The organism is Micromonospora sp. LOL_014, from assembly GCF_048060245.1.
GTDB lineage: Bacteria > Actinomycetota > Actinomycetes > Mycobacteriales > Micromonosporaceae > Micromonospora_E.
Genome location: NZ_JBHMIP010000023.1, coordinates 103003 through 125127 on the forward strand (window position 1 = coordinate 103003; position 22125 = coordinate 125127).

Annotated in this window: 18 protein-coding genes and 1 pseudogene; 14 read left to right on the forward strand and 5 right to left on the reverse strand. The window is 72.3% G+C overall.

The window, feature by feature from the left end; all coding sequences use genetic code 11:
• Window positions 1-23: 23 nt before the first annotated feature.
• From ACFHW1_RS20295 to ACFHW1_RS20305, 3 genes are read right to left on the reverse strand one after another with little or no spacing between them, the layout of a single operon-like run.
• The gene (locus ACFHW1_RS20295; RefSeq protein ID WP_416555488.1) at window positions 24-1421 is read right to left on the reverse strand and encodes a hypothetical protein; all 1398 of its coding nucleotides are present in this window, start codon (window positions 1419-1421) and stop codon (window positions 24-26) included.
• Complete coding sequence (locus ACFHW1_RS20300; RefSeq protein ID WP_416555486.1) at window positions 1396-2337, reverse strand: alpha/beta fold hydrolase; 942 nt, start codon at window positions 2335-2337, stop codon at window positions 1396-1398. The genes ACFHW1_RS20295 and ACFHW1_RS20300 overlap by 26 nt, the downstream gene beginning before the upstream one ends.
• Window positions 2334-3245: an SDR family NAD(P)-dependent oxidoreductase gene (locus ACFHW1_RS20305; protein ID WP_416555484.1), complete on the reverse strand. Its 912-nt coding sequence runs from the start codon at window positions 3243-3245 to the stop codon at window positions 2334-2336. The genes ACFHW1_RS20300 and ACFHW1_RS20305 overlap by 4 nt, the downstream gene beginning before the upstream one ends.
• A 215-nt stretch (window positions 3246-3460) precedes the next feature.
• Here ACFHW1_RS20305 and ACFHW1_RS20310 point away from each other — a divergent pair, with 215 nt between their 5' ends.
• The 4 genes from ACFHW1_RS20310 to ACFHW1_RS20325 all read left to right on the forward strand — a co-directional run bounded on the left by ACFHW1_RS20310 (window position 3461) and on the right by ACFHW1_RS20325 (window position 5944).
• Window positions 3461-3682 carry a hypothetical protein gene (locus ACFHW1_RS20310; RefSeq protein ID WP_416555482.1) on the forward strand — a complete coding sequence of 74 codons (222 nt, stop codon included), beginning with the start codon at window positions 3461-3463 and terminating at the stop codon, window positions 3680-3682.
• Between the two features lie 54 nt (window positions 3683-3736).
• Complete coding sequence (locus ACFHW1_RS20315; protein ID WP_416555480.1) at window positions 3737-3949, forward strand: hypothetical protein; 213 nt, start codon at window positions 3737-3739, stop codon at window positions 3947-3949.
• A 42-nt stretch (window positions 3950-3991) separates the two neighbouring features.
• Window positions 3992-4444: a hypothetical protein gene (locus ACFHW1_RS20320; RefSeq protein WP_416555478.1), complete on the forward strand. Its 453-nt coding sequence runs from the start codon at window positions 3992-3994 to the stop codon at window positions 4442-4444.
• A gap of 603 nt (window positions 4445-5047) precedes the next feature.
• Window positions 5048-5944: an SDR family oxidoreductase gene (locus ACFHW1_RS20325; protein WP_416555476.1), complete on the forward strand. Its 897-nt coding sequence runs from the start codon at window positions 5048-5050 to the stop codon at window positions 5942-5944.
• 25 nt (window positions 5945-5969) lie between these two features.
• Here ACFHW1_RS20325 and ACFHW1_RS20330 read toward each other — a convergent pair whose 3' ends face one another.
• A complete protein-coding gene (locus ACFHW1_RS20330; RefSeq protein WP_416555474.1) occupies window positions 5970-6623 on the reverse strand; it encodes an MBL fold metallo-hydrolase in 654 nt (217 codons plus the stop codon).
• A gap of 210 nt (window positions 6624-6833) precedes the next feature.
• Here ACFHW1_RS20330 and rsgA point away from each other — a divergent pair.
• Window positions 6834-7914 (forward strand): annotated as a pseudogene (gene rsgA / locus ACFHW1_RS20335) (ribosome small subunit-dependent GTPase A); the annotation flags it as partial.
• On the opposite strand, the gene ACFHW1_RS20340 reads toward rsgA, so the two are convergent.
• Window positions 7909-9027 (reverse strand): LCP family protein, encoded by a 1119-nt coding sequence (locus tag ACFHW1_RS20340; protein WP_416555637.1) that lies wholly within the window; start codon window positions 9025-9027, stop codon window positions 7909-7911. The pseudogene rsgA and the gene ACFHW1_RS20340 sit on opposite strands and share 6 nt — an antisense overlap.
• A 407-nt stretch (window positions 9028-9434) precedes the next feature.
• On the opposite strand from ACFHW1_RS20340, the gene uvrA reads away from it, so the two are divergent.
• From uvrA to tpiA, 9 genes are all read left to right on the forward strand, one after another.
• Window positions 9435-12422: an excinuclease ABC subunit UvrA gene (gene uvrA / locus ACFHW1_RS20345; protein ID WP_416555472.1), complete on the forward strand. Its 2988-nt coding sequence runs from the start codon at window positions 9435-9437 to the stop codon at window positions 12420-12422.
• Between the two features lie 144 nt (window positions 12423-12566).
• Window positions 12567-13055 (forward strand): Rieske (2Fe-2S) protein, encoded by a 489-nt coding sequence (locus ACFHW1_RS20350; protein ID WP_416555470.1) that lies wholly within the window; start codon window positions 12567-12569, stop codon window positions 13053-13055.
• A gap of 91 nt (window positions 13056-13146) precedes the next feature.
• Window positions 13147-15141 (forward strand): excinuclease ABC subunit UvrC, encoded by a 1995-nt coding sequence (gene uvrC, locus ACFHW1_RS20355; RefSeq protein ID WP_416555468.1) that lies wholly within the window; start codon window positions 13147-13149, stop codon window positions 15139-15141.
• Between the two features lie 162 nt (window positions 15142-15303).
• On the forward strand, window positions 15304-16203 hold the full coding sequence (gene rapZ / locus ACFHW1_RS20360) for an RNase adapter RapZ (RefSeq protein WP_416555635.1): 900 nt from the start codon (window positions 15304-15306) through the stop codon (window positions 16201-16203).
• Complete coding sequence (locus tag ACFHW1_RS20365; RefSeq protein ID WP_416555466.1) at window positions 16200-17186, forward strand: gluconeogenesis factor YvcK family protein; 987 nt, start codon at window positions 16200-16202, stop codon at window positions 17184-17186. Before rapZ ends, ACFHW1_RS20365 begins: the two co-directional genes overlap by 4 nt.
• Window positions 17187-17239: 53 nt before the next feature.
• Window positions 17240-18220, forward strand: coding sequence for a DNA-binding protein WhiA (whiA, locus tag ACFHW1_RS20370; RefSeq protein WP_123602428.1), 981 nt, complete (start codon window positions 17240-17242; stop codon window positions 18218-18220).
• A 261-nt stretch (window positions 18221-18481) separates the two neighbouring features.
• A complete protein-coding gene (gap, locus tag ACFHW1_RS20375; RefSeq protein WP_416555464.1) occupies window positions 18482-19486 on the forward strand; it encodes a type I glyceraldehyde-3-phosphate dehydrogenase in 1005 nt (334 codons plus the stop codon).
• A complete protein-coding gene (locus ACFHW1_RS20380; protein ID WP_416555462.1) occupies window positions 19483-20688 on the forward strand; it encodes a phosphoglycerate kinase in 1206 nt (401 codons plus the stop codon). The genes gap and ACFHW1_RS20380 overlap by 4 nt, the downstream gene beginning before the upstream one ends.
• 35 nt (window positions 20689-20723) lie before the next feature.
• Entirely contained in the window at window positions 20724-21488 is a 765-nt protein-coding gene (tpiA, locus tag ACFHW1_RS20385) for a triose-phosphate isomerase (protein WP_416555633.1), read from the forward strand.
• Window positions 21489-22125: the final 637 nt, after the last annotated feature.

A 22125-nucleotide genomic window follows, 5' to 3' on the forward strand; every position in this document is an offset into this window, starting at 1 on the left:
GCGGTCCGGTGCGGCCCGGGGCCTCACCCGGCCGGTGTCAGGGACTCCCAGCTGACGCCCGGGTACCCGCCGGACCGCCGCCAGAAGTCGTCGAACTGGGCGAGGGTCAGGTGACCCGGCATCGGATACCGGGCCGGGATCGCCTGCAGCGCCTCGTCGTACCGTGCGTACAGCGACATCTCACAGGGGAAGTCCGCCAGGTTCCGGCCGAGGTAGCGCCCGCTGCGGGTGGCCCGGTCGAGCACCGCCTGCCACCGCTCGGGCGGTGGCCAGCCCACCGCGTCCGGCACACCGTTCTGGAACAGCGCCAGATGGATGTCGGCGAACGGTTCCCGTTCGTCCAGGTAGCGCTGCACGTCGCGCAGGCTCGGATCCATGGTGAACGTCATCCAGTAGGGCACCGAGCCGGTCCGCAACGTCCACCACGGGTCGAGCACGATGAACGATTCGATCAGCAGCCGGCGCGCCGGGATGCGCCGCTGCCGGTACCACCACTGGTAGAGGTCGGCGACCATCGGCGACGGCGCCGACGGCCGCTCGAACCCGATCCGTCGGACCTGGTAGCCGTTCTCGGCGGCGAACCGGTCGACGTCCTCAGCCAGTTCCGGGGCGAAACCCCACTCCGCCTCCGGACTGACGCTGTCCGGTTCCGGACCGACCCACCGGCGTACCGGAGAGTCGTAGCGGTGCAGGTACGCGGCCACCCGGGGGCCACCCCGGTGGAACTCGTTCTGGGTGGCACCGCCGACCGCACCGTGCTGGAACACATGCCGCTCACCGACCGCAGTGGTCCGCCACTGCTTGCGGCAGTCGGCGAGGATGATCGTCCCACCAGGCGCCAGCCGATCCCGGAGGAACGCCTCGTACTCCGCACCCAGAGTGCGGCGCTTGAACCGGAAGTAGGTCAGCGCCCGCACCATCAACCGGTCCTGGTTGGCGTCGTGCATGTGGTGCAGCTGGATGTCCGGGTTGGCGTCGAGCAGCGCCCGGCCCGGCTTCAGGCCTTTGCGCAACGCGGTCGTCGGATCGTCCGGATGCACCCGCTGGGCGACCGGGATGAAGAAGGTCTGCGGCAGCCACGGCACCCCCAGCGCTGCCCACAGGTGCACCAGCGCGCCGCTGGACGAGCCGACCGCCACCGCCGGGTAGCGGCGCCGCGGGTACTCCCGGGTCACCCACCGGGAAACGTCTGCCACGTCGATGCGGCCCATCTTCGCGGCCCGTACCGCCTCGGTCAGCCCGCCGACGATGAACGCCTTCTCCCTGGCCCGGCCCGGCAGCAGGTCGGTCGCCTTCACCAGCGGCTTCAACAGCGTCGACTGGCCGAGGGCGGGAAACGACTCACCCCGTAGGTACGCGGCGGTGGCCAGCAGCATCGCCGAGGCCGAGTCGAAGCTAGCCAGGAACGCGGGTGCGGGCACCGTCGACACCTCCGCCGGTCGTCGCGAGCTCGTCGAGGAAGCCGTGGACCACCCGGGCGAACTCGGCCGGGTTGTCGTGGCTCATCGCGTGCACCACGCCGGGCAGTCGGCGCAGCCGGGCGTCGGGGGCCTGCCGGCGCAGTTCGGCGACCCACTGGTCGGACACCAGCGGGTCGCGGGTGCCCCGGCACACCAGCACCGGCGCGCCGACCCGGCGGATCGTGTCCTCGGGCCGGTCGGCCAGCGCCGCCGAGAAGGTTCGCAGCACCGGCCCCACGCCCGCCCGGCGGTAGTCGGTCAGCTGGATCCGCTTGAGCCGGACGGACTGGGTGGTCTGCTCGGCCTGCCAGCGCCACAGTTGGCCGCGCCACGTGCGGCGACCCGGATCCACCGTGGGGCTGGCCAGCACCACCGCCGACACCCAGTCGGGGGCCTGGGCGGCCGCCTCCAGCACCACCTGGCACCCGAGGGACACACCGACCAGTACGGCCGGGGCGGTGACCACGGCGGGCAGCCAGCTGGCCACAGCGGTGCCGAGCTCGGCGATGCCGGGCACCGGCTGCGGCTTGCTGCTGCGGCCGCAGCCGGGCAGGTCCGGGGCCAGTACGGTGCCGGTGGCGGCGAGCCGACCCGCCACCGGTACGCCGAGTCCGGCGGCGACTCCGAGCCCGTGCACCAGCACGATCGGCGGCCGACGGTCGGCCGGAGCCAGGTCGGCCGGTGCCGGCGGCCGGTCCGGGCTCTGCGTCGCCGGCGCCGCCGGTCGGTCCCAGCACAGGCTGGTGATCGTCCACATGGTGTCCGAGGGCGCGCCGGCCCGGACCCGCCAGATCGGCGGGGCCGGCACCTCGACCTGCCGGGTGGCCGGCGGCGGTGTCGGCGAGCCGGGCGGCGACGGCGTCAGCAGCGGACTCATCGGGCACCACGCGAGGCGGGGTACGCCGTACGCCGGCCGCTGTCGACCCGGGCACCGAGCGGCATGGGTCGTAGCAGGTTGCCGGCGGTGTAGCCGACCGGGACGTCGGCGACCTGGGTCCGCCGGGCGGCCCGGGCGCGGGCCCGCTCGGTCAGCGCCGGCAGCAGCCGGGCGGCGAGCACCCCGCGCCGGGCACCGGGCCCGACGCGGACCTCCCGGCGAGGGCGGCGGACCAGCTGGACGACGGCCCTGGCCACCTCGTCGGGGTGGCAGGGGCGGGCCGGCGGCACCATCCGCCGACCGGTCCAGTTCGCGGCGCTGCGTGACATTGGGGTGTCCACCGGCCCCGCCAGCACCGTGCACACCGCGATCCCGGGCACGTCACGAACCTCCTGCCGGGTGCAGTCGCTCAGCGCCCGGATCGCGTGCGCGCTCGCCGCGTAGGCGCTCTGCTGCGGCGTCGGCGCCCAGCCGTGCACCGACGAGACGGTGATCAGGGTCCCGTGTCCCTGGTCCCGCAACCACGGCAGCGCGGCACGGATGCCGTGGTACGTGCCGAACAGGTTGGTTCGCACCACCTGATGCCACAGGTGTGCGGGGGTTTCCTCGACCGCGCCGTACAGGTTGACCCCCGCGTTGTTGACCCAGACGTCGATCCGGCCGAACCGGGCGACGGCCTGCCGGGCGGCGTCGGCGACGGCGTCGGCGTCGGTCACGTCGAGCGGGACCACCAGCACCTGCCCGCCCCGCCCGCGGCATTCGGTCGCCACCGTCTCCAGCGCGTCCCGGCGGCGGGCCAGCAGCACCAGGGTGGCGCCGGCGGCGGCGAAGCGGTGGGCGCAGGCCCGGCCGGTTCCACTGGACGCTCCGGTGACGACGACGGCCCGGTCGTCGAGATGTCTGGCCATGGGTTTCCTCCCGGTCTCGGTGGGCAGGGGTCAGTACGCCGAACGGCAGCGCCATCGGCCGGCCCCAGTCCCGCCACGGTGGGCAGGGCAGCGGCGGTTCGTCGTCGAGGAACCGGTTGACTTCGTGGTAGAACGCCGGGGTGTCCGGCAGGAAGGGGTGTGCCTCGCGGACCGGGCAGACGTTGCGGGCGACCGGCAGCCGCCAGCCGTGCGGCATGAGTGGCAGGTCGGTCGCCGAGGTGACCGCCACCGCCCGCACCGGCGGTGGCAGCGGCTCGGTCAGCACGGTGGCCCCGCCGTTGGCCGGGGCGAGCAGTTCCCGGGCGGCCGGGGCGTCCGGCTCGAAGTGGAAGTCCACCCAGTCGGAGATCGGCACCAGCAGCCGGAACAGGTCGCTGCCGACCCGACCGGGTCCGTCGCGCCCAGGCGGGAGGTAGCCGGCCGGGCTGTCCGGGAACGGCCCGATCAGGATCAGCTCGTCGACCTGCGCGGTGACTGCGCCGGTCACCGCCTCCCAGGCCACCCACACCGCGTGCGAGTGGGCGGCGACGACCAGCGGGCGGGGCAGGTCCCGGACCTGGTCGGCGAAGATGGCCACCTGCTCGGCGAACGGCCGCTGGGTGTCCGTCCGGTCGTACGGGGCGCCGGTGCGGATCGGGCAGCGGGCCCGGCCCTGCGGCTGGCCGTCGCCGGGGCCGGCGTAGGAGAAGTAGAACGTCTGCGCGCAGGTGTAGCCGAGGACGTCGGTGCGGGTGCCGAAGATGGTGCCCCGGCCGGAGGCGGAGTTGATTCCGCTCATCAGCAGGATGGAGCCGGCACGTGGTGCGGCCGGGTCGGTGACCGGCACCGACCTGGTGGCGATGAACACGGCGGTCGCGACCAGGAACAGCATGGTGGCGCCGGCGAGTCGCAGCCGGGGGAACGCCGGTGCCGGGCGGGCGAGCAGCCGGACCGCGACCGCGGTCAACGCCCCGGAGACCGGCACCGCGACCAGCTGCAGCGCCGGGACCTGTTCGGCGAGCACGCCGAGGCCGATCAGGGCGGCCGCGTACGGAACGGTCACCTCGACCCGCAGCCCGTGGCGCCAGGCGCGCCGCCAGGCCCGGCGCAGCCGCGTCGTGCCCTGCCAGGGCAGCGTGATGACGACGGCCACGACCAGCGCCATCAGCCCGACGCCGGCCCAGAACAGCCGGGAGTAGAGGACGGCGGCGGCGATGTAGGTGGCCTCGGCGGCGAACAGCAGGACCGGCAGCGCCGTGAGGTAGACGGTGGCGGCCAGGCGTAACCGTTGCCGGTCCAGTCCGCCGAGCATCAGCGCCAGCACGCTCACCCGTACCGCCAGCGCCCCGATCAGCCCGGCGGCGAACCACGGCCGGGACGGCGCTCTGGTCAGCAGTAGCCGCAGGTCGGTGTACAGGTCGACCGGGGGCAGGGCGACCAGGTGCGCGAGGCCGGGCCAGCGGGGCAGCGCGCCGGTGGCCGCCAGCAGGGTCACCCCGACGGTCAGCACGGCCAGCGGCCAGAGCCGGGGCGGTCCGAGGGTCGGGGCCGCCCGGATCGCGCCGGCGGTGTCCGTTGCGTCCCGTGTGCCCATCCGGTCACGCCGCCCGTCCTGTCCCGGCCGGCCGTGGAGAGCCGGGTCTGGTGATGCCGAACGACGGCTGCCCGCCGGCGGGTGGCTCAAACCTGCCGGGGGTGGATGCCGGTGCCGGGGGACCAGCCGACGGTTTCGGTCCGGGGTGGTGTGGGTACGGCTGCGGTGTTCACACCCGTTGCGCCCGTACCGTGAGGAGCGAACGATCATGGCCGACCAGCACATCCGGCAGGATCCGACGGAGCAGTACGGTCAGCGGCGGGGGCAGCCGGTGCAGAAGCAGCCACCGCCGGGCACCGGGGCCAGGATGGACCCGCCGCCGGACCACGGCGAGGAGAGTTACCGGGGCTCCGGCAGGTTGACCGACCGGCGGGCGGTGATCACCGGCGGGGACTCGGGGATCGGCCGCGCGGTGGCGCTCGCGTTCGCCCGGGAAGGTGCCGACGTCGTGCTGTCGTACCTGCCGCAGGAGGAGCGCGACGCCCGGGAGACGGTCCGGCTGGTCGAGTCGGCCGGCCGGCGGGCGGTGCCGGTACCGGGCGACATCACCACCGAGCATCAGTGCGTGGAGCTGGTGCGACGCGCCGTCGAGGAGCTCGGCGGCATCGACATCCTGGTCAACAACGCCGGGTACCAGATGGCGCAGGAGAAGGGGATCGCGGAGATCTCCACCGAGCAGTTCGACCGGGTGCTGAAGACCAACCTGTACGCGTTGTTCTGGATCTGCAGGGCGGCCGTGCCGCACATGCCGCCGGGGTCCAGCATCATCAACACGTCGTCGATCCAGGCGTTCGATCCGTCGCCGTCGTTGTTGGACTACGCGACCACCAAGGCGGGCATCGTGAACTTCACCAAAGGGCTGGCGGCGAACCTGGTCGACCAGGGGATCCGGGTCAACTCGGTGGCGCCCGGGCCGGTCTGGACGCCGTTGATCCCGGCGACCATGCCGCCGGAGGCGGTGGGCAAGTTCGGCACCACGTCGCCGATCGGTCGGCCGGCGCAGCCTGCGGAGCTGGCCCCGTCGTTCGTCTTCTTCGCCTCGCAGGAGTCCAGTTACACCACCGGCGAGGTGCTCGCCGTGACCGGCGGTCGCCGCACGATCTGACCGTCGCCGCGTCGCCGGTGACGGGTCACCAACCGCGGGCCCGCCACTGCGGCAGCGCCGGACGCTCGGCACCGAGCGTGGAGTCCTTCCCGTGACCGGGGTAGAACCAGGTGTCGTCGGGCAGCCGGTCGAACAGCTTGCGCTCGACGTCGTCGATCAGCGATAAGAAGTTGCGCCGGTCGCCGCGGGTGTTGCCGACCCCGCCGGGGAACAACGCGTCGCCGGTGAACAGGTGCGCCACCCCGCGCGGATCCCGGTAGAGCAGGGCGACCGAGCCGGGCGTATGTCCGACCAGGTGGACGACCTCCAGTTCGCAGTCGCCGACCGCGACCCGGTCGCCGTCGGCGATGGTGGCGGTGACCAGGGGCAGCCCGTCGGCGTCGGCCGGGTGGGCGAGCGAGGCGGCCCCGGTCGCGGCGGCCACCTCCTCCAGTGCCACCCAATGGTCCATGTGCTGGTGGGTGGTGACCACGGCGGCGAGCCCGGCCGGACCGATCAGCTCCAGCAGCCGGGGTGCCTCGTTCGCCGCGTCGATCAGCACCTGCTCGTCGGAGCTGGTGCAGCGCAGCAGGTAGGAGTTGTTGTCCATCGGTCCGACCGCGATCTTGGTGATGGTGAGCCCGGTCAGCTCCCGGACGTCCGGCGCGCCGCCTACGGTGACGTCTCCCTGGTAGGGCACCGGAACCTCCTGCTGGTTGTGGCTGGGCGGAATTGGCTTTCCCCGGCTGCCGTCAGAAGGCTACCGTTGCCGTGACGCGTCAGGCAGAGCTCTCCGGAGGGAGGTGGTGGTGACCGTGACTGTCCCCTGCGGTCCGTCCGCCTCTCCTTCCCACCGGGGTCGTCCGGCCGGTCCGGCCGGCGGGCACCCCACGACCTGACAAGGGTTCTCATGACGTTCGATCTCGCGTCCCTTGGCTGGGACGCCTTCCACGACCGTGTCCTGCCGGCTCTCGACACCGACCACCAGCCCGGCCGGGTGGCCCGGGTGGACCGCGGGGTGTGCACCGTACTGGTGGCCGACGGCCCGATGCGGGCCAGCGTCGCCGGCGCGGTCCTCACCGCCGCCGCAGCCGACCCGGTGGCCCTGCCCTGCGCCGGCGACTGGGTGCTGGTGCGGACCTGGCCGGACGAGCGGACCACCGTCGAGCAGGTGCTGCCCCGGCGGACCGCGCTGGTGCGCCGTACCGCCGACAAGGACTCCACTGGGCAGGTGCTCGCCGCCAACGTCGACACGGCCGCCGTCGTCGAACCGATGCACCCGGCACCCGATCTGGGCCGCATCGAACGCTTCCTGGCGTTGGCCTGGGAGTCCGGCGCCGAGCCGGTGGTCCTGCTGACCAAGTGTGATGCTGCGGTCGACCCAGCGGCGGTGGGCGACCAGGTGTCCGCCGTGGCACCGGGCGTACCGGTGATCACGGTCAGCGCGCAACGCGGTGACGGCATCGACGAGGTGTCCCGGCTCGTGGCGCCCGGTCGCACTCTGGGACTGTTGGGGCCGTCCGGGGCGGGCAAGTCGACGCTGGTCAACGCCCTGGCCGGCACCGAGGTGATGGGGGTGCAGGCCATCCGCCGGGTCGACGGCAAGGGCCGGCACACCACCACCTACCGGGCGCTGATCCCGATCCCCGGCGGCGGGGCGGTGCTGGACACCCCGGGCGTACGGGCGGTGGGTCTGCTGGACTCCGCCGACGGCCTGGACGAGGCGTTCTCCGACGTGACCGAGCTCGCCGCCGCCTGCCGGTTCACCGACTGCGCCCACAGCGGTGAGCCGGGCTGCGCGGTGCGTGCCGCGATCGAGTCCGGCGACCTGCCGGTGCGCCGCTGGGAGAGTTGGCAGCGCCTGCAGCGGGAGGTCGCGCACGAGATGCGTCGCCGGGACGCGCGGCTGGCCGCCGCCGAGCGGGCCAAGTGGAAGCGGATCTCGAAGGAGAACCGGGCACGTAACCGGCAGCGGTGACGCCGGGTCAGCGGCCGGTCGGGTGTTCGCGCAGCCAGTCGTCGACGGTGTCGCCACGGACCGCCGCGTACAGGTCGGCCGCGGCCGCGTCGTCGGGGAACACGACACTCTGCCCGGCCTGCTGACCGGTGCCCGCCGACGGCGAGGTGAGCATGGTCAGGTCGGTGCTGCGCAGCTGCCGCAGCGCCCACACCGTGTCGAACACCGAGGTGCCCTCGTCCACGGTGACCGCGTCGGCGGTGGCGCGCAGGAAGTCGTCGAGCCGGCCCGGGCTGGTGAGCAACCCACTGCCGCTGGCCTGGTCCAGCACCGCCGCGATGATCTCCTGCTGGTGCCGTACCCGGGTGAAGTCGCCGTCGGCGAACTGCTTGCGCTGCCGGGCGTAGTCCAGCGCGGTGTCGCCGTCCATCTGCTGCAGCCCGGCGGTGAACTGCCGGTACGGCGGGTGGACCGAGGTGAACGACTCGTCGACGGCGAGTTCGATTCCGCCGACGGCGTCGATGATCTCGGCGAAGCCGGCGAAGTCGATGAGCACCACGTGGTCGATCCGGACTCCGGTGAACGCCTCCACGGTCTGCACCAGCAGCGGCGTCCCGCCGGTTGCGTACGCGGAATTGATCTTGTCCTGGCGGCCGCCGCCGTCCGGGTCCGGAACCTGGACCCAGGTGTCCCGGGGGATGGAGATCATCTGTACGCCGCTGCGGTCGGCCGGCAGGTGCGCCAGGATGATCGTGTCGGTGCGGGAACCGGAGGTGTCCGGATCCCGGGAGTCGCTGCCGACGATCAGGAAGTTCTTCGCCTGCTCGACGGCCTTGACCGGGCGTTGCGCCTCGGGCAGTGCGGTGAAGATCTCCACCTTGTCGACGTGCGACTCGACGGATCGGGCGTACAGCCATCCGGCGGTGGCGGTACCACCGGCCACCAGGAGTAGCGACAGCCCCGCGACGAGCAGGGCGAGACGCAGCCAGCGGCCACCACGGCGGCGGGAGGACTGCTGCCCCGTCGCGCCGGGCGGCGACCCGTCGCCGTATACGGACGCGTCGGGCTTGGGTTTCGCATCGAGCATGACTCTCGCATCGGGCGTAGCTTTCGCGTCGACCGTGGCGTCGGAGACCGCGTCGGACATGGGATCAGAGAATACGGTGCCGCCGACCGGCCCGACATTGCCGGCTTGGCCGGTCAGTGCTGGCCGGACGGCAGCGGGGGCCGACCCGTCCCACCCCCCGATCGGACGGGCCGGCCCGCTGACACGTGGAGGAACCCCTGCTCCACGCCAGGTCAATGGGTGACTTGACCAGTATGTGCAGTATGCCGGGAGATCCGGATCGCCCGGGCGGTATTGGCGGGACCGGTACCGGGATACCCCGATCGGGTGACGACGTGGTCGGGCAGAGTTGTCGGAGCCCGGGGCTACAGTTGCCGAGGCATCGGCCGGGTCGGCGCAGACCTACTGACCCGGCGCCGTCAAATGTGACGATTCAGACACCTGACAGAAAACGCACCTTTGTGCGCCTCTACGGGAGCAGGCGGACCGTGGCCGACCGATTGATCATCCGTGGCGCGCGTGAGCACAACCTCCGCGACGTCAGCCTCGACCTGCCGCGTGACGCGCTCATCGTGTTCACCGGGCTGTCCGGCTCGGGCAAGTCGAGCCTCGCGTTCGACACCATCTTCGCCGAGGGGCAGCGGCGGTACGTCGAGTCGCTGTCGTCGTACGCCCGGCAGTTCCTCGGCCAGATGGACAAACCGGACGTCGACTTCATCGAAGGGCTCTCCCCGGCGGTCTCCATCGACCAGAAGTCCACCTCGCGCAACCCGCGGTCCACCGTCGGCACGATCACCGAGGTCTACGACTACCTGCGGCTGCTCTTCGCCCGGGTCGGCGAGCCGCACTGCCCGGTCTGCGGCGAACGGATCTCCCGGCAGACCCCGCAGCAGATCGTCGACCGGGTGCTGGCCATGCCCGAGGGCACCCGGTTCATGGTGCTCGCCCCGGTGGTGCGCGGCCGTAAGGGCGAGTACCTCGACCTCTTCGCCGACCTGCAGGCCAAGGGGTACGCCCGGGCCCGGGTCGACGGGGTGGTCCACCCGTTGACCGAGCCGCCGAAGCTCAAGAAGCAGGAGAAGCACACCATCGAGGTGGTCGTCGACCGGCTGACCGTCAAGGCGAGCGCCCGGCGCCGGCTGACCGACTCGGTGGAGTCGGCGCTCGGCCTCACCCGCGGCATCGTGCTGCTCGACTTCGTCGACCTCGCCGAGGACGACCCGGCCCGCGAGCGGCGCTTCTCGGAGCACCTGGCCTGCCCGAACGACCATCCGTTGGCGATCGAGGACCTGGAGCCGCGGGTCTTCTCGTTCAACGCGCCGTACGGTGCCTGCCCGGAGTGCGTCGGTCTGGGGACCAAGAAGGAGGTCGACGCGGAGCTGGTCGTCCCGGACGTGGAGCGGTCCCTGCGCGACGGCGCCATCCAGCCGTGGTCCGGCGGGCAGACCCAGGAGTACTTCGCCCGGCTGCTCGCCGCGCTCGGTGAGGCGGAGCACTTCGACCTGGACACCCCGTGGCGCAAGCTGCCCAGCCGGGCACAGAAGACCATCCTGTACGGCGCCGACGACCAGGTGCACGTCCGCTACCGCAACAAGTACGGCCGGGAGCGGTCCTACTACACCGGCTTCGAGGGCGTGGTGCAGTGGATCGAGCGGCGGCATACCGACACCGAGTCGGAGTGGTCGCGGGAGAAGTACGAAGGCTACATGCGGGACGTGCCGTGCGGGTCGTGCGGCGGCGCCCGGCTCAAGCCCGAGGTGCTCGCGGTCACCGTGGCCGGACGCAACATCGCCGAGGTGACCGGGCTGTCCGTCGGCGAGTGCGCCGACCTGCTGGGCGGGCTGGTGCTCACCGACCGGCAGAAGATGATCGCCGAGCGGGTGCTCAAGGAGATCAACGCCCGGCTACGGTTCCTGGTCGACGTCGGCCTGGACTACCTGTCGCTGGACCGCCCGGCCGGCACCCTGTCCGGCGGCGAGGCGCAGCGGATCCGGCTCGCCACCCAGATCGGCTCCGGCCTGGTCGGGGTGCTGTACGTGCTGGACGAGCCGTCGATCGGGCTGCACCAGCGGGACAACCACCGGCTGATCGAGACTCTGGTGCGGCTGCGTGGCCTGGGCAACACGCTGATCGTCGTCGAGCACGACGAGGACACCATCCGGACCGCCGACTGGATCGTCGACATCGGGCCCGGCGCCGGTGAGCACGGCGGCCGGATCGTGCACAGCGGGCCGGTTGACGAGCTGCTGACCAGCGAGGAGTCGCTGACCGGGGCGTACCTGTCCGGTCGCAAGGTCATCCCGGTGCCGGCCACCCGGCGGCCGGCGACGCCCGGCCGGGAACTGGTGGTGCACGGTGCCCGCGAGCACAACCTGCGCAACCTGACCGTCACGTTCCCGCTCGGCCAGCTGATCGCCGTCACCGGGGTCAGCGGCTCCGGCAAGTCGACGCTGGTCAACGACATCCTCTACACCGTGCTGGCCAACCAGATCAACAACGCCCGACTGGTGCCCGGCCGGCACACCCGGATCACCGGGCTGGACCACGTCGACAAGGTCGTCGGCGTCGACCAGTCGCCGATCGGCCGTACCCCACGGTCGAACCCGGCGACCTACACCGGGGTGTTCGACCACGTCCGCCGGTTGTTCGCCGAGACGACCGAGGCCAAGGTGCGCGGCTACGGTCCGGGGCGGTTCTCGTTCAACGTCAAGGGCGGCCGGTGCGAGGCGTGCTCGGGCGACGGCACCATCAAGATCGAGATGAACTTCCTGCCGGACGTCTACGTGCCATGCGAGGTCTGCAAGGGCGACCGGTACAACCGGGAGACCCTCGAGGTCCACTACAAGGGCCGCACCATCGCCGAGATCCTGCAGATGCCGATCGAGGAGGCGGCCGACTTCTTCGAGGCCATCCCGGCGATCCACCGGCACCTGAAGACCCTGGTCGACGTGGGGCTGGGCTACGTGCGGCTGGGGCAGCCGGCGCCGACCCTGTCCGGCGGCGAGGCGCAGCGCGTCAAGCTCGCCTCCGAGCTGCAGAAACGCTCCACGGGCCGGACCGTCTACGTGCTCGACGAGCCGACCACCGGGTTGCACTTCGAGGACATCCGCAAGCTGCTGACCGTGCTGGCTGGCCTGGTCGACAAGGGCAACACGGTGGTGGTCATCGAGCACAACCTCGACGTGATCAAGACCGCCGACTGGCTGATCGACATGGGACCGGAGGGCGGGCACCGGGGCGGCACCGTGGTGGCCGCCGGCACGCCGGAGGAGGTCGCCGAGGTCGCCGAGAGCCACACCGGGGCGTTCCTGCGCCCGGTCCTCGGGCTTACCGGCTCCGCCGCCGGATCGGCCGCCGCCTCCGCCCGCGCGGCAAAGGCCAACGGCGCGGCCGGCCGCACGACCGGGACGTCGACCAGGGCGAAGCGTGGCTCCTCCGGTGCACGGCGCGCCGCCGAAGCGGTCGCACAGCATTGACACAGCGACGTACAGCGGCGTCTACGGCTGCGCATGGATCATGGTCCTGCCGTCATTCCGGGATGAACCGTTCGTGACGCCTCGCCGTTTCTACTGGCGTGGCCATGGACGACCAGCCGTGGCAACTGACAGGAGGCAAGCTGAATGACTGAGCACCAGACGACGACCGACACCGGTCCGACCAGCCGCCGGGCGCTGCTGATCGGCGCAAGCGGGGTCGGAGCGACCGTGGCGCTCGCTTCGTGCGGCACCGGCGACGACGACATTCTGGGTGCCGGCGCCACCGACACTCCGGCCGGCAACGACCCCACCGGCGGCACGGAGACCGGCGGCGACACCGGTTCCGGCGGCGACGGCCTGACCACCAGCCAGGTCCCGGTCGGCGGTGGCGTGATCCTCGCTGCTCAGGGGGCCGTGGTCACCCAGCCCGTCGAGGGTGAGTTCAAGGCGTTCAGCAACATCTGCACCCACCAGGGCTGCCCGGTCGCAAACCTCGACGACGGCACCATCAACTGCACCTGCCACTTCAGTAGCTTCTCCATCTCCGACGGCTCGGTGCTCTCCGGCCCGGCACCGTCGCCGTTGGAGGAGAAGACCGTCACCGTCGACGGCGAGACCATCTCGGTGGCCTGACGGGTCCGGTCGTCCGCGTCCGCCGGGTGCGTGCCGCCCACGCGGACGCGGACGACCGGAGCTGTCACAGCCCTGGACTACGCTGACGGCGATGCCAGATCCGTCCAGCTACCGCCCTGCCCCCGGCACCATCCCGGACTCGCCGGGGGTCTACCGGTTCCGTGATCCCACCGGGCGGGTCATCTACGTCGGCAAGGCCAAGAGCCTGCGCAGCCGGCTCAACTCCTACTTCGGCGACCTGTGGCAGCTGCACCAGCGCACCCAGCAGATGGTCACCACCGCCGCGTCGGTCGACTGGGTGACCGTCGGCAGCGAGGTCGAGGCGCTGCAGCTGGAGTACCTCTGGATCAAGGAGTACGACCCCCGGTTCAACGTCCGCTACCGGGACGACAAGTCCTATCCGTACCTGGCGGTGACGCTGGACGAGGAGTTTCCCCGGCTGCAGGTGATGCGCGGGGCGAAACGAAAAGGGGTGCGCTACTTCGGGCCGTACTCGCATGCCTGGGCGATCCGCGAGACCCTCGACCTGCTGCTGCGGGTCTTCCCGGCCCGGACCTGCTCGGCCGGGGTGTTCCGGCAGGCCGGACAGGTCGGGCGGCCGTGTCTGCTCGGCGACATCGGCAAGTGCTCGGCGCCGTGCGTCGGCCGGGTCGACACCGCCGGGCACCGGGCGATCGTCGACGAGTTCTGCGACTTCATGGCCGGGCGCACCGACACCATGGTGCGCCGGTTGGAGCGGGACATGCACGACGCCGCCGAGGCGTTGGAGTTCGAACGGGCCGCCCGGCTGCGTGACGACGTCGCAGCGCTGCGTAAGGCGATGGAGAGGCAGACCGTCGTGCTCGGTGACGGCACCGACGCCGACGTGGTCGCCTTCGCCGAGGACCCGCTCGAGGCCGCGGTGCAGGTCTTCCACGTCCGCGGCGGCCGGGTGCGCGGTCAGCGCGGCTGGGTCGTGGAGAAGGTCGAGCAGCTGACCACCGCCGACCTGGTGCACCACTTCTGCACCCAGGTGTACGGCCCCGAGCAGGGCGAGACCGACGTGCCCCGGGAGCTGCTGGTGCCCGAGCTGCCGGCTGACGCACCGGCGCTCGCCGACTGGCTGACCGCCCGCCGGGGCAGCCGGGTGACGCTGCGGGTGCCGCAACGCGGCGACAAGCGCGCCCTGATGGAGACCGTGGCCCGCAACGCCGGCGAGGCGTTGACCCGGCACAAGCTGCGCCGGGCCAGTGACCTGACCACCCGCAGCCAGGCGTTGGAGGAGATCGCCGAGGCGCTCGGGCTGGCAACCGCGCCGCTGCGCATCGAGTGTTTCGACGTGTCGCAGATCCAGGGCACCGACGTGGTGGCCAGCCTGGTGGTGTTCGAGGACGGGCTGCCCCGCAAGGCCGAGTACCGTCGGTTCGCGGTCCGCGGCGCGACCGACGACCTGTCCGCGATGAGCGAGGTGCTGCGTAGACGCTTCGCCCGCCACCGCCAGCCCGCCGACGAGCCGCCGCCGCAGGGGCCCGCGGCCGACGTGCCGCCGCAGGCGACCCCGGACGGGGCATCGCCGCAGCCGACCGTCGACGTGGGGCAGCCTCCGGCGGGTGTCGACCCGCAGACCGGGCGGCCGCGCCGGTTCGCGTACCCGCCGCAGTTGGTCGTCGTCGACGGCGGTGCGCCGCAGGTGCAGGCCGCCGCGACGGTGCTGGCCGAGCTCGGCGTCGACGACGTGGCGCTGTGCGGGCTGGCCAAGCGGCTGGAGGAGGTGTGGCTGCCCGGCGACGACTACCCGGTGATCCTGCCGCGCACCTCCGAAGGGCTCTACCTGCTGCAACGCATCCGCGACGAGGCGCACCGGTTCGCGATCACCTACCACCGGCAGCGCCGGTCGAAGCGGATGACCGCCTCCGGGCTGGACCAGGTGCCCGGTCTCGGCGAGACCCGCCGCAAAGCGCTGTTGCGGCACTTCGGTTCGGTCCGGCGGATCGCCTCGGCGACCGTCGACGAGATCACCGAGGTACCCGGCATCGGACGGCGGACCGCGGAGACGATCGTCGCTGCGCTCGCCGGGTCGCCGGATGACGGCGCGGATCGCACCTAGAATCCCATCTGTGGTGCCGACCTGCGCGCACCTGGCGCGCCGCGTACCCGAGGCAGGAGGACCGTGAGGCAGGACAGCCTGAACCCGGGCGACGACATCACCCGGCCGGCCGACGACACACCGGACGGCGTCGCGGCGGTCGACGACCTGGCCAGCAGCGCCGTGCACGACGGCGAACCGGCCGGCACCGCGGCCGACCAGAACGAGGCCCGGCTGGTCGTGGTCACCGGGGTGTCCGGAGGTGGACGCAGCACGGTGGCCCGGGCCCTGGAGAACGTCGGCTACTACGTGGTGGACAACCTGCCGCAGGCGCTGCTGCTCGACATGGCCGAGTTGGCGATGCGGGCCGGCGGGGCGGCCCGGCGGACCGCGATGGTGCTGGACGTGCGCAGCCGCGCCTTCTCCACCGACCTGGTCGGCGCGATCCGCGCGCTCAAGGAGCGCGGCTACCAGCCCCGGGTGGTCTTCGTCGACGCCGCCGCCGACGTGCTGATCCGCCGGTTCGAAAGCGTCCGGCGCTCGCATCCGCTGCAGGGCGACGGCCGGCTGGCCGACGGCATCGCCGCCGAGCGGGACCTGCTCGCCGAGGCCCGCGACCAGGCCGATGTGATCATCGACACCAGTCATCTGAACGAGAACCAGCTCCGGCGCCGGGTCGAGGAGCTGTTCGGCGGCGAGGACGCCCGCCGGCTGCGGATCACCGTGCTGTCGTTCGGCTTCAAGTACGGGCTGCCGCCGGACGCCGACTTCGTGATCGACGCGCGGTTCCTGCCCAACCCGTACTGGGTCCCGGACCTGCGCGAGTACACCGGCCGGGAGACGTCGGTCAGCGGGTACGTGCTCAGCCAGGAAGGCGCCGACGACTTCGTCCGCAACTACGCCGAGCTGGTCAACGCCACCACCGCCGGGTTCGAGCGGGAGGGCAAACGCTATCTGACCGTGGCGGTCGGCTGCACCGGCGGCAAGCACCGCAGCGTGGCGATCGCCGAGGAGCTCGCCGTACGGCTGCGTCAGGCCCGGCTGTCGGTCAACGCCCAGCACCGCGACCTGGGGCGCGAGTGAGCGTACTGCGGGTGGTGGCCTTCGGCGGCGGGCACGGGCTGGCCGCCTCGCTGCGTGGCCTGCGCCATGCCGGTGCCGACCTGGCGCTGGACCTCACCGCGGTGGTTACGGTCGGTGACGACGGCGGGTCGAGCGGTCGGCTGCGGGCCGACCGGGGCGCGCTGCCCCCCGGCGACCTGCGCCAGGCGCTCGCCGCGCTCGCCGGGCCGGCGCCGGCCGACCAGCTGACCGCCGAGCTGTTCCAGCACCGGTTCGTGCCGGTGCCGGGGGAGGCACCGGCCACCGACCGACCCGATCCGCTCACCGGGCACGCGGTCGGCAACCTGGTGCTCTGCGGGCTGATGGAGCTGCTCGGCGACCCGGTCGCCGCGCTCGACCACGTCGGCCGGCTGCTCGGTGCGACCGGCCGGGTGCTGCCGATGTCCTGCGAGCCGGTGTCGATCGAAGCCGACGTGCGCGGCGGCGACCCGCGCCGGCCGACCGACGTGGTCACCGTCCGGGGCCAGCACGCGGTGGCGGTCACCCGGGGCCGGGTCGAGTCGGTACGGCTGCAACCGAAGGCGCCGGCCGCCTGCCAGCCGGTGCTGGCGGCGGTGCGCGACGCCGACTGGCTGATCTTCGGGCCGGGCAGCTGGTACACCAGCGTCATCCCGCATCTGCTGGTGCCGGACCTGGCCGCCGCGATCGTGGCCAGCCCGGCCCGGCGGCTGGTCACCCTGAACCTGGCGGCGGAGAAGGAGACCCTCGGGCTGTCGGTCGCCGACCACCTCGCCGCGCTCAGCTGGTACCTGCCGCAGCTGCAGGTCGACACAGTGCTCGCCGACGGCACGGCGGTCGGCGATCCCGGCCCGGCGGCCCGTGCGGCAGAATCGCTGGGTGCGCGTTTGACGCTCGCCCCGTTGGCGGTCGCCGACGGCAGCCCCCGGCACGATCCGGTCGCGTTGGGTGCCGCCCTGGTGCCTGTCCTGGGGTCCGCTCGTTAAGCACGTACGTATCGGTACCCGCCGTCTAACCGGCCCCCGTGAGGTGAATGACTATGGCGATGACCGCTGCCGTCAAGGACGAGCTGAGCCGGGTCGATGTGCCCAAGCCGTGCTGCCGTCGTGCCGAGATGGCCGCGTTGCTGCGCTTTTCCGGCGGGCTGCACATCGTCGCCGGCCGGGTCGTCGTCGAGGCCGAGCTGGACACCAACGCGGTGGCCCGGCGGCTGCGCCGGGAGGTGGCCGACGTCTACGGCTACTCGAGTGAGATCCACGTGCTGAGCCCGAGCGGGCTGCGCAAGGGCAACCACTTCATCATCCGGGTGGTCAAGGACGGCGAGGCGTTGGCCCGGCAGACCGGGCTGCTGGACGTGCGGGGGCGGCCGGTGCGTGGCCTGCCGCCGCACCTGGTGTCGGCGAACGTCTGTTGCGCCGTGTCGGCCTGGCGGGGCGCGTTCATGTCGCACGGGTCGCTGACCGAACCGGGCCGGTCCAGCGCGTTGGAGATCACCTGCCCGGGGCCGGAGTCGGCGCTGGCGCTCGTCGGGGCCGCCCGGCGGCTGGGGATCGCCGCCAAGGCACGCGAGGTGCGCGGCGTCGACCGGGTGGTGGTCAAGGACGGTGACGCGATCGCCGCGCTGCTCACCCGGATCGGCGCGCACTCCAGCGTGCTGACCTGGGAGGAGCGGCGGGTACGCCGGGAGGTGCGGGCCACCGCGAACCGGTTGGCCAACTTCGACGACGCCAACCTGCGCCGTTCGGCCCGTGCGGCGGTGGCCGCCGCCGCACGGGTGACCCGGGCGTTGGAGATCCTCGCCGACGACGCCCCGCGGCATCTGACGTCGGCGGGCCGGCTGCGGCTGGAGCACCGCCAGGCGTCGCTGGAGGAGCTGGGCGCGTTGGCCGACCCGCCGCTGACCAAGGACGCGATCGCCGGGCGGATCCGGCGGCTGCTGGCGCTGGCCGACAAGCGGGCCCGCGATCTCGGCATTCCGGACACCGAGGACGCGGTGACGGCGGAGATGCTCGTCGGGTGAACACCAGTTGTGAACCAGGGTGACCGGACGCCCCGGCGCAACACGGCACGGGCTTCTCGGATAGGGTCGCAGGGTACGGCGACGGGGCCGGCACCCGGCTCTCCCGCCGCGACCACCGCCTCGGGTGTCCCGCCCGAGCCACGTACGGCTGCGGCGTGACCAGCCGGATCATCTGATCGGCGCCCGGCCCGCCACGCGGTCGGCGCACACCAATCCGTCCGGCTCCGGCCCGGACGGGCGAGAAGCAAGGAGATGGGACCTGTGACCATCCGGGTTGGCATCAACGGCTTCGGCCGTATCGGCCGTAACTTCACGCGGGCGGTGCTCGCCTCCGGCGCGGACATCCAGATCGTCGCCTTCAACGACCTGGGCGACACCGCGACCACCGCGCACCTGCTCAAGTACGACAGCATCCTGGGCCGGCTGCCGCACGAGGTGAAGGCCAGCGGCGACGAGATCACCGTCGGCGGGCAGACCATCAAGGCGCTCGCCGAGCGCGACCCGGCCAAGCTGCCGTGGGGCGAGCTCGGCGCCGACGTGGTGATCGAGTCGACCGGCTTCTTCACCGACGCCACCAAGGCCAAGGCGCACGTCGACGGCGGCGCCAAGAAGGTGATCATTTCGGCCCCGGCCAAGAACGAGGACTTCACCGTCGTGCTCGGCGTCAACGACGGCCAGTACGACCCGGCGAAGCACACGATCATCTCGAACGCCTCCTGCACCACCAACTGCCTCGCCCCGATGGCGAAGGTGCTGCAGGACACGTTCGGCATCGAGCGTGGCCTGATGACCACCATCCACGCGTACACCCAGGACCAGAACCTGCAGGACGGCCCGCACAAGGATCTGCGTCGGGCCCGCGCCGCCGCGCTGAACATCGTGCCGACCTCGACCGGCGCCGCCAAGGCGATCGGCCTGGTGCTGCCGGAGCTCAAGGGCAAGCTGGACGGCTACGCGCTGCGGGTGCCAATCCCGACCGGCTCGGCCACCGACCTGACCGTCACCGTCGGCCGGGAGACCACCGTCGAAGAGGTCAACGCCGCGGTCAAGACCGCCGCGCAGGGCCCGCTCGCCGGCATCCTCACCTACACCGAGGACCCGATCGTGTCGGCCGACATCGTCACCGACCCGGCGTCGTGCATCTTCGACGCCGGCCTGACCAAGGTGATCGGCGACCAGGTCAAAGTCGTCGGCTGGTACGACAACGAGTGGGGCTACTCCAACCGCCTGGTGGACCTGGTCAAGCTGGTGGGCGCGTCCCTGTGAGCCAGGTAACCACTCTCGACGACCTTCTCGCCGAGGGTGTGTCGGGTCGGCGCGTGCTGCTGCGCGCCGACCTGAACGTCCCGTTCGAGAAGGACAACCCGGGGGTCATCGCCGACGACGGCCGGATCCGGGCGGTGCTGCCCACCCTGACCGCGCTGCGCGACGCCGGCGCGGCCGTGGTGGTCTGCTCCCACCTGGGTCGGCCCAAGGGCGCCCCGGACCCGAAGTACACCCTGGCCCCGGTCGCCGCCCGGCTCGGTGAGCTGCTCGGTGCGCCGGTCGCGTTCGCCACCGACACCGTCGGTGCCTCGGCGCAGGCCACCGTCGCCGCCCTGACCGGCGGGCAGGTCGCGCTGCTGGAGAACCTGCGGTTCAACCCGGGGGAGACCAGCAAGGACGCCGACGAGCGGGGTGCCTTCGCCGACCAGCTGGCGGCGTTCGCCGACGCGTACGTCGACGACGCGTTCGGCGCCGTGCACCGCAAGCACGCCAGCGTGTACGACGTACCGGCGCGGCTGCCGCACGTCGCCGGCCTGCTGGTGCACCGCGAGGTCGAGGTGCTCGGCAAGCTGACCGGCGCGCCGGAGCGGCCGTACGTCGTGGTGCTCGGCGGGTCGAAGGTCTCCGACAAGCTCGCCGTCATCGAGGCGCTGCTGCCGACCGTCGACAAGCTGCTGGTCGGCGGCGGCATGTGCTTCACCTTCCTCAAGGCCCAGGGCCACGAGGTCGGCAAGTCGCTGCTGGAGGCCGAGATGGTCGACACCTGCCGTGACCTGCTGGAGCGGGCCGCCGGCAAGATCGTGCTGCCGGTGGACGTGGTGGCCGCCACCGCGTTCGCCGCCGACGCCGACCACGACGTGGTCGACGCCGCCGCGATCCCGGCCGACCGGCTCGGCCTGGACATCGGCCCGCGCAGCGTCGCCGCGTTCGCCGAGGCCCTCGCCGGGGCCCGGACGGTGTTCTGGAACGGCCCGATGGGCGTGTTCGAGCTGGCGCCGTTCGCCGCCGGTACCCGGGGCGTCGCCGAGGCGATCACCAAGGTCGACGGCTTCACCGTCGTCGGCGGCGGTGACTCGGCGGCTGCGGTGCGCACCCTCGGCCTCGACGAGTCCGCCTTCGGGCACATCTCGACCGGCGGGGGCGCCTCGCTGGAGTACCTGGAGGGCAAGACCCTGCCCGGCATCGCCGCCCTGGAGAAGTGAGAGCAGTGCCTGAGACCGTTGCCCGCCGGCCGCTGATGGCCGGCAACTGGAAGATGAACCTCAACCACCTGGAAGCCATCGCGCTGGTCCAGAAGCTGGCGTTCAGCCTGAACGAGCAGCAGCTCACCGACGTCGAGGTGGCGGTGCTGCCGCCATTCACCGCGCTGCGCAGCGTGCAGACGCTGATCGACGGGGACAAGCTGGCCATTGGCTACGGCGCTCAGGACCTGTCGCCGCACGCCTCCGGCGCCTACACCGGTGACATCTCCGGGGCGATGCTGGCGAAGCTGGGCTGCCAGTACGTCACCGTCGGCCACTCGGAGCGGCGGGCGTACCACAACGAGGACGACGCGGTGGTCAAGGCCAAGGTGGCCGCCGCGCTGGCCAACGGGATCACCCCGATCCTGTGCGTCGGCGAAGGCCTGGAGGTGCGGGAGGCCGGCGGTCACGTCGCGCACTGCCGCGACCAGGTCGACGCCGCACTGGCCGGGCTGACCGCCGAGCAGGTGGTCAAGGTCGTCATCGCGTACGAGCCGGTCTGGGCGATCGGCACCGGCAAGACCGCCACCCCGGCCGACGCACAGGAGGTGTGCGGGGCGGTCCGGGCCCGGCTGGCCGAGTCGTACGACCAGGCCACCGCCGACCAGACCCGGATCCTGTATGGCGGCTCGGTCAAGGCGGCGAACATCGCCGCGATCATGGCCGAGGTCGACGTCGACGGCGCGTTGATCGGCGGCGCCAGCCTGGACGCCGACGAGTTCGCCCAGATCGCCCGGTTTCCGGAGCACGTCAAGCGCTGACCTGCGAGGACGCTGACCTGCCGAAATCAGCCCACCACAGCCCGGATGTCCGGGCTGTGGTGGGCTGATTCCTGTCCACTTGCCCACCTAGCTCAGCTGAGGGTTTCGGGCCGAAGCCAGCGTCCCGCCGGCGATTCTGCCTTCGCGAGGCGTGCGGGTGCGGTCCGCGAGCCGATCGTTGGCCCGGTAGAGGTCGCCGTGGACCAGATCGGGATCGAGGAACGGGCTAGGCGACATCGGGCGCCGCCCGTCCGGTCCTGGTCAGGTCATCAACTCCTTCCGTGGATACTCCGGCGTTGCGGCCGGGGGAGGAATCGGAACTCCTGCGGAGCGGGACAGGGAAAGCCGGTCCGTCGCCGAGGTGGATCGGTGTCCACCGCACACCAACCTCACGGTTCACCACCGAATCGCTAGACTGTGGACTTCTGGGCGAGACGGGCCCGGTATCCGTCGTTCAAGTCGAGGAAGCGGTCGCGGCGGTCGGCGGAGTACACCGCCAGCGGGTTCCGGTGGCGCGCCGGCCGGCTGACCCTGGCGAAGATGTCCGAACCGTTGGACATCGTCTGGTCCCGACCGTTGCCGCAGGGCGCGGCGCCGTCGACGGTGACCGTGTCGCAGGACGCGGCGGGCCGCTGGT

Bases quoted from the DNA above. Each gene is read 5' to 3' on its own strand.
- ACFHW1_RS20300 (WP_416555486.1), bottom strand. From the start codon at position 2,337: ATGAGTCCGCTGCTGACGCCGTCGCCGCCCGGCTCGCCGACACCGCCG.
- ACFHW1_RS20305 (WP_416555484.1), bottom strand. From the start codon at position 3,245: ATGGCCAGACATCTCGACGACCGGGCCGTCGTCGTCACCGGAGCGTCC.
- ACFHW1_RS20310 (WP_416555482.1), top strand. From the start codon at position 3,461: ATGAGTGGCAGGTCGGTCGCCGAGGTGACCGCCACCGCCCGCACCGGC.
- ACFHW1_RS20325 (WP_416555476.1), top strand. From the start codon at position 5,048: ATGGCCGACCAGCACATCCGGCAGGATCCGACGGAGCAGTACGGTCAG.
- ACFHW1_RS20340 (WP_416555637.1), bottom strand. From the start codon at position 9,027: ATGTCCGACGCGGTCTCCGACGCCACGGTCGACGCGAAAGCTACGCCC.
- ACFHW1_RS20350 (WP_416555470.1), top strand. From the start codon at position 12,567: ATGACTGAGCACCAGACGACGACCGACACCGGTCCGACCAGCCGCCGG.
- uvrC (WP_416555468.1), top strand. From the start codon at position 13,147: ATGCCAGATCCGTCCAGCTACCGCCCTGCCCCCGGCACCATCCCGGAC.
- whiA (WP_123602428.1), top strand. From the start codon at position 17,240: ATGGCGATGACCGCTGCCGTCAAGGACGAGCTGAGCCGGGTCGATGTG.
- tpiA (WP_416555633.1), top strand. From the start codon at position 20,724: ATGGCCGGCAACTGGAAGATGAACCTCAACCACCTGGAAGCCATCGCG.